The sequence below is a fragment of the Aestuariicoccus sp. MJ-SS9 genome, assembly GCF_032586235.1.
Classification (GTDB): domain Bacteria; phylum Pseudomonadota; class Alphaproteobacteria; order Rhodobacterales; family Rhodobacteraceae; genus Aestuariicoccus.
In genome coordinates, this window is sequence record NZ_JAWHTD010000019.1 from 65,005 (window position 1) to 71,486 (window position 6,482).

Below are 6,482 nucleotides of genomic sequence, written 5' to 3' on the forward strand. Positions count from 1 at the left end.
TGGCGTCGGATCAGATCACCATCTTCAGCAGTCTCAGCGCGCCGCGTTTCCACGGCACGCGATGGGTCACACCTGTCTGCGCCGCGATGCGGTCGCGGTTGGCCAGATACCATTCGAAATTGCGGATCAGCGCATCGCGGTTGGAATGGACCGGCTGGAACCCCAGCCGCGTCTTGGCGCGCTCGATGCTGACAAAGCTGTCCTTTGCCGCCGTCTCGTAGATCCATTTGTAGAGTGGCGACAGATTCAACGCCTCAAGCGCACGAAGCAGCCAGATTGCCGGGGCCGCAGGCAGCCCGATCACCCGCTTGCCGAACCCGGCCCGGTCCAGCACGGCCTGGAAACTGTCGCGCAGCGACCCGAATTCCTCGGCCCCGATGTTGAAGGTGTCATCGACGCGCGCCGCATCGCCGAAGGCGCAAAGCGTGACGGCCTGGTTCAGGTCGTCGACGTCCAGAAGCTGATAGAGGTTGTCGCCGGGCCCCAGCACCGGGAAGTGATGCCCGCCCGCGGCGAAATCGTAAAGCAGCTCGAACGCGCCCAGCCGTTCGGGGCCGACAAAGCTCTTGGGTCTGAGCACGGGTACGAGCATGCCCTTGCCCCGGAAGGACTCGCAAACCGCCTCGGCCTCGACCTTGGACTGGCCATAGGCCCCCACCCCTTGCAGCGGGTCGGTCTCGATCAGGGGATGGTGGTCGGGAATGCCGTAGACCGCGGTCGAGGAGATATGGACGAACCGCTCGACACCACGTTCCAGCGCGGTGTCCAGCAGCATCCGCGTTCCCTCGGCATTGGTCGAGCGGATCTCGGCCGGATCCGCAAGCGGCAGGGCGGCAGCGCAATGCACCACGATATCGACGCCCGCGAAGGCCGCGTCATGCGCGGCGCGGTCGCGGATATCGGCCTGCAGCACCGAAATCCGCTCCGCTTCGGGATAGGCGAAGGGCGCGATATCCATGCTGCGAACCTCGTGCCCGCGCGCCAGCAGATACCGCACGAGGTTGATCCCCATGAAGCCGGCCCCGCCCGTCACCAAGATCCGTTGTCCTGTCATTCGCGCAATCCCGGAAAATCGCCCCCTTGCACGCCGCGACACCACGGTCGCAAAGAAATGCGCCGGCGGTCTTGATCTGCCTCAAATCCTTGCGCGTCGCTGGCCGGGTACAAAAATATGCAGATGACCCGACCGGCACGAAAGCCCGGCAGGGCCGGCCAAAAGGAGCCTCAGGAACATTCGGCGCATGGTTTCAGACGACACTGCCCCGGTCCCGCTCGTTCTCGACGTGGACGGAACGCTGCTGCGCACCGATCTGCTGCTTGAAAGCCTTTGGGCCGCGCTTGGCCAAAGGCCCCTGGCGGCGGTGAAGGCGGTCTGGCGCTGGTACGGCGCGCCGTCGCGGCTGAAATACGAGCTGGCGGATATCGCCGCTCCGGCCATCGACCGCCTGCCGCTGCGCTCCTCTGTGCTGGATCTGGCGCAAGAGGCCCGGGCGGCGGGGCGCGATGTGCGGCTGGTGTCGGGGGCGGATCAGCGGCTGGTCGACGCGCTGGCCGCAAGGATCGGTTTGCCCGGGCCGCATTTCGGATCAACCCCCGGCCACAACCTGACAGGTGCTGCCAAGGCGGCGGTGCTGATGCGCGACTTCGGGGCGGGCGGCTATGATTTCGCCGGAGATTCGGCAAAAGATCTGGCGGCCTGGGAGGGCGCCCGCCGGATCGTCGCCGTGGCGCCCCCGGCCCCACTGCGCCGCAGGCTGGAGGCGACGGGCAAGCCGCTCGACCTGCTTGAGGACGGCTGGCGGCCCGGGACGCTCTTGCGCGAATTGCGGCCGCATCACTGGGTGAAATCCCTGCTGCTTTTCCTGCCGCTCGTGGCGGCGGGGGTCTTTGATCCGGCGGCGGTGCTGGCGGTCACGCTCGCGGCGGTCGCCTTTTCGTTTGCCGCCTCGGCGCTCTATATCCTGAACGATCTCTTCGATCTCGACGCCGACCGCCGCCACCCGGAGAAATGGAAGCGGCCCATCGCGTCGGGCGATCTGCCGATCCACGTGGCCATGACCGCCAGCGCGGTGCTGCTGGCGCTCGCGCTGGTGCTGGCGCTGGCGGCGGGGCCGCCGGTGGCGGGGCTGGTGGCGGTCTACATGGCGCTTGTCCTGGTCTATTCGCTGCGCGTCAAAGAGCTGCGCTGGATGGATGTCCTGCTGCTGGCCGGGCTTTATACCTTGCGGCTGGTCACCGGGGGTGTCGCGGCGGGGGTGTCGATCCCGCCCGTTCTGCTGGCGCTCGGCTTTGCGGTCTTTGCAGCCCTTGCCTGCGTCAAGCGGATCACCGCGCTCAGCCGGATCCGGATGCCCGGCCATCTGCCCCGGCGCGGCTATTCGGCGGCCGACCTGAGGCGCCTGGAATACCTGGCCTATATCGCGGTCGGTCTCGTGCCCGCGCTGTTCCTGTTCCACCTCGCGGGGGTCGGCGCCTCGGTCGGGCGGCACGGGCTGCTGGGCCTTTCGGTCGCGCTGATCACCTTCTGGCTCTTGCGTTTTGTCTGGCTGAGCGCCAAGGGCGCAGAGGATTACGACCCGGTGCAGTTCATGCTGAACGACCGGACCGGGCTGGCCATCGCCTTTGCCGGGCTTGTCAGCTTTCTGATCGCCGTCTGAGCGGGCTCAGCCGGACCGGCCCGGCGCTTGAAAGACGAACCGGCGGTCGAGGTTGAATTTCACCAGATACCCCAGCGCCAGCCCGATCAACGCGCCAAGCTCGCGCATCGGATGGGTCTGCCAGATCATCCAGAAGGCCGTCTCGAAACCCCAGAACAGCAGCGTCGTGCCGATCCCTGTGGCCGTGTAGAGCGTGAAAACGCGGCCCTCGTCGCGCCAGGGGCGCGGGGCATCGTGGAAAATCCAGGTCTTGTCCAGTGCGTATTTCAGCACCAGCCCGACGGCGGTTCCGAACATAAGCGCCGGCACGAACCAGCCATCATCCAGCCACAGGACAAGCCGCTGAGCGCCGAGATTTGCCAGGGTCGCCAGGGCGGCGAACCCGGCATAACGCAGAATGAGCGAAAGCGTCGTCACCCCATCCCCGCCTTACGGCTCGTCCAAGCTGGCGAGCGTCGCCGCGCGTGCCAGATAATAGCGCGCCTGCGCAGGCCATTTCTGGGGCGTGCGGATGTCGGCGTCGCGCAGGTGGTCGATGGCCAGCCGCGCCCGGGTGAGGCATCGGTTGACGCCGTAGGCGGTCATCAGGGCCGGGCTGGGCGGCCCGATCCCCGACTGCCCGAGGCGCGTCAGCAGGGCGTCTCGGATCCACCCGGCCCCCAGGGCCTCGCATTCCAGCCCGAGATAGTTGAATTCTTCGTAAGGATCGGCCAGCCGCAGCTCTTGGTCGAATTCCAGCCGGTCGAAGATCACCGGCGGCGTCATAAGGCAGACATGCTCGGGTCTGAGGTCGCCGTGGCCTTCGACGATGATCCCGCCCGCGCCGCGTTCGAGGATTTCGTCCGCACAGGCCATCATCCGCGCCAGTCCGCTTTCGGCCAGGCCCGCGTCGAAAGGCGCGCCAAGCCTGTGCCGCATCTCGGTCAGATGCGCGCTGTTGATGCGCGCCTCGCGGCACTGGCGCGCAAGAAACGCCTGCCCGGCGCCCTCGGGGTGACTGGCGGTGCGGTAAAAGGCGATCATCCGGTCCGCCACCCCGTCGATCTCGGCGCGCTGGGGCGGAGGCCCGTGTTGCAGGCGCTGGTCCAGCATCTGGTTTTCGGGCAGCCGCCGCATCTCGACCAGCCATTCGACAATCTGGCCTTCGCCGCCCAGCGACAGCGCCCCGTCCGCCCCGGCGACCAGCGGCGTCAGCCCGCGATAGACATCGCCGGCCAGTTCAAGGTTCAGCCGCAGCTCTTCCTGGCAGGCCACCTGCCGCGCCGCGAGGGTGCTCAGGTCGAGGAAATGCCGCCGCTCGGGCTTTTTCATCTTCCAGGCGCGATCCGATGTCAGGAACACCAGCGAGCCGTGGGTTTCCACGCATTCCGGCGTGGCTTCGCCCGGCCAGGCCGCCCCGCTTTCCAGAAAGGCCCGTTTGGCGGCCAGCGTAACCTCTGCCCTCTTGCAGCCCGGGAAGACCGGCCCCGTCATGGCGCGTACATGCTGCCAAGGTGGACGTCCCGTCCACCGACACTTTCTGTCGACGCTTGGCCAGGCATCGCGCAACGCAGCTCCGGATACATGATGTCGCTCCTGAGCCCCCGGCTGGTGGAGGGCCGATGCCGGACAGGATGCGCGGCGAACCCGCGCGCGACATTGACCTCGATCAAGTCGCCTTGCCGCGCCAGGGGCCAGTGTTCCGGCATGTTGTTCTTTGCGCTCAAAGGATCGGAAACGCTCGGCCGCCGCGTGGCGGAGGCCGCCGGGACCGGGCTTGCGCCGCTGGAAGAGCGCGACTTTGACGGGGGCGAACACAAGGCGCGACCGATGGTCAGCGTGCGCGGGCGCGATGTCTTCGTTCTGCACGGGTTGCAGGGCGATGCCACGGGCTCGGCCAACGACAAGCTGCTGCGGCTGTTGTTCTTTGTCGCGACCTGCCGGGAAAACGGCGCAGCGCGGGTGACCGCCATCGCGCCCTACCTCGCCTATTCGCGCAAGGACCGGCAGACCAAGCCGCGCGATCCGGTCACCACGCGCTATGTCGCGCAGCTCTTCGAGGCCGCGGGGTCGGACGTGGTGGTGACGGTCGATGTGCACAACATCATGGCCTTCCAGAACGCCTTTCGCTGCCGGACGCTGCATCTGGCCACCGACCGGCTGTTCGCAGCCGATATCGGCGGGCGCTTCGGCAAGGGTCCGATGGTGGTGGTGTCGCCGGATTCCGGTGGTGTGAAACGCGCCCAACTGCTGCGCGAGGCGCTCGAGGCCGAGACCGGCGCGGCGATGGGTTTTGGCTTCATGGAAAAGCGCCGCAGCGCCGGTGTCGTGACCGGCAGCCTGACCGCCGGCGATGTCGACGGGCAGCCGGTCTGCATTCTGGACGACATGATCTGCGGGGGCGGCACGCTGCTGCGCGCCGCCGAGGCGTTCCGGGGCCGCGGCGCCGCCGCGGTGCACGCCTATGCCACCCATGCGCTGATGGCGCCAGGCGGTCTGGAGAAGCTGCTGGGCGGGGGCCTTTTGGACAGCGTCACCGTGACCGACAGCGCCGCGCCCTTTGCAGGGCAGCACCCGCCCGACGCGCGTTTTCGCGTGGTCGGCTGCGCGCCGCTCATCGCCCGCGCGATGCGGGCGCTGCATGACGGCACGTCCTTCGACGCCTCGCCAATTCCCCTGTTGCCCTGACCGCGCGGCTTGCGGGCGCGAACGGACGAACAGCCGCGCCGGAATGCCCGCACAGATTGAAAACGCTCGCTTTTCCAGCAAAATGTGGAAAAGCGTCTCTTCTTTTGCTGACGATTTCAAATGGTATGACGAAAATGCATGATCCGGATATTTCCCGGTGAATGCGAAGGATCCGTTTGCCCATACGACCGGTTATTCGAAACAGGAGATTTCCATGAACCTTCCCGGCTTCATCCGCTTCAACACCCCCGACCCCGAATTGCTGGAAGGCACCGACGGCCCCGACACGCTGATCGGCGGCGGCGGCGACGACACGCTGCGCGGTTTCGGCGGTAACGACAGTCTCGATGGCGGAGACGGCCGCGACCGGCTGGAGGGCGGCAGTGGCGACGATACGCTGGACGCCTCGGGCGGCTCGGCCGAAAGCCAGAGCTTTGGCGATTATATCCGCCCCGGTCTGGGCAGCGACACGGTGCTGGGGCACGAAGGACAATGGAACGCCGGTGAAAGCGCCGATCTGAGCTATGGCGACATCTCCGGCGTCGGCGGGGTGACGATCACCCTCGGCGCGGACGGTGGCGGCACGGCGGTCAGCGGCACGCCCGGCCAGATCGACGACACCTTCACCTTCATCCAGTATTTCGAAGGCAGCCAGGACGACGACACGTTCGACAACACCGCCGGTCTGACCGGCATGGCCTTCGCACCCCTTGGCGGCGCGGACACGATCCTGGGCGGCGCGGCCTGGGACCAGATCGTTTATGATTACGAGGTCGATTATTTCGAAGGTGCGGGCAGCGGGATCGAGGTTGACCTTGCCGCGGGCACGGTGATCGACACCCAGGGCAACACCGACGTGATCTCGGGCATCGACGAAATCCGCGGCACCCAGATCGACGACGTGATGGATGCCTCGGGCACCGGCGGCGGCATCCTGTTCCGCGGCGAGGACGGCGCGGACACAATCACCGGCTCGTCCGGCAACGACCGGCTCTATGGCGGCCGCGGGCCGGACTCGATCCTGGGCGGCGAGGGCGACGACACGATCAACGACAACCAGGGGCTCGATTTCGTCGATGCGGGCCCGGGCAACGACACCTATGAGCGCAACCTGCAGGACGACGGGTTCACGCCGGGCCAGTTTGGCGCCTTTGTCAC

6 protein-coding genes are annotated in these 6,482 nt (G+C 67.1%); 3 read left to right on the forward strand and 3 right to left on the reverse strand.

What is annotated here, in order from left to right:
- Positions 1–10: 10 nt before the first annotated feature.
- Entirely contained in the window at positions 11–1,054 is a 1,044-nt protein-coding gene (locus tag RXV88_RS13790) for an NAD-dependent epimerase/dehydratase family protein (protein WP_316293797.1), read from the reverse strand.
- Between the two features lie 187 nt (positions 1,055–1,241).
- On the opposite strand from RXV88_RS13790, the gene RXV88_RS13795 reads away from it, so the two are divergent.
- Positions 1,242–2,657 (forward strand): UbiA family prenyltransferase, encoded by a 1,416-nt coding sequence (locus RXV88_RS13795; RefSeq protein ID WP_316293799.1) that lies wholly within the window; start codon positions 1,242–1,244, stop codon positions 2,655–2,657.
- A 6-nt stretch (positions 2,658–2,663) separates the two neighbouring features.
- Here RXV88_RS13795 and RXV88_RS13800 read toward each other — a convergent pair whose 3' ends face one another.
- Both RXV88_RS13800 and RXV88_RS13805 read right to left on the reverse strand, forming a co-directional pair.
- Positions 2,664–3,074, reverse strand: coding sequence for a GtrA family protein (locus tag RXV88_RS13800; protein WP_316293801.1), 411 nt, complete (start codon positions 3,072–3,074; stop codon positions 2,664–2,666).
- 12 nt (positions 3,075–3,086) lie between these two features.
- The gene (locus RXV88_RS13805; RefSeq protein ID WP_316293803.1) at positions 3,087–4,130 is read right to left on the reverse strand and encodes a hypothetical protein; all 1,044 of its coding nucleotides are present in this window, start codon (positions 4,128–4,130) and stop codon (positions 3,087–3,089) included.
- Between the two features lie 213 nt (positions 4,131–4,343).
- Between RXV88_RS13805 and RXV88_RS13810 the strand changes: the two genes are divergently transcribed.
- Positions 4,344–5,324, forward strand: coding sequence for a ribose-phosphate diphosphokinase (locus RXV88_RS13810; protein ID WP_316293805.1), 981 nt, complete (start codon positions 4,344–4,346; stop codon positions 5,322–5,324).
- 214 nt (positions 5,325–5,538) lie between these two features.
- Positions 5,539–6,482, forward strand: a 944-nt coding sequence (locus tag RXV88_RS13815) for a calcium-binding protein (RefSeq protein WP_316293807.1), incomplete at its 3' end; no start/stop codon positions are given.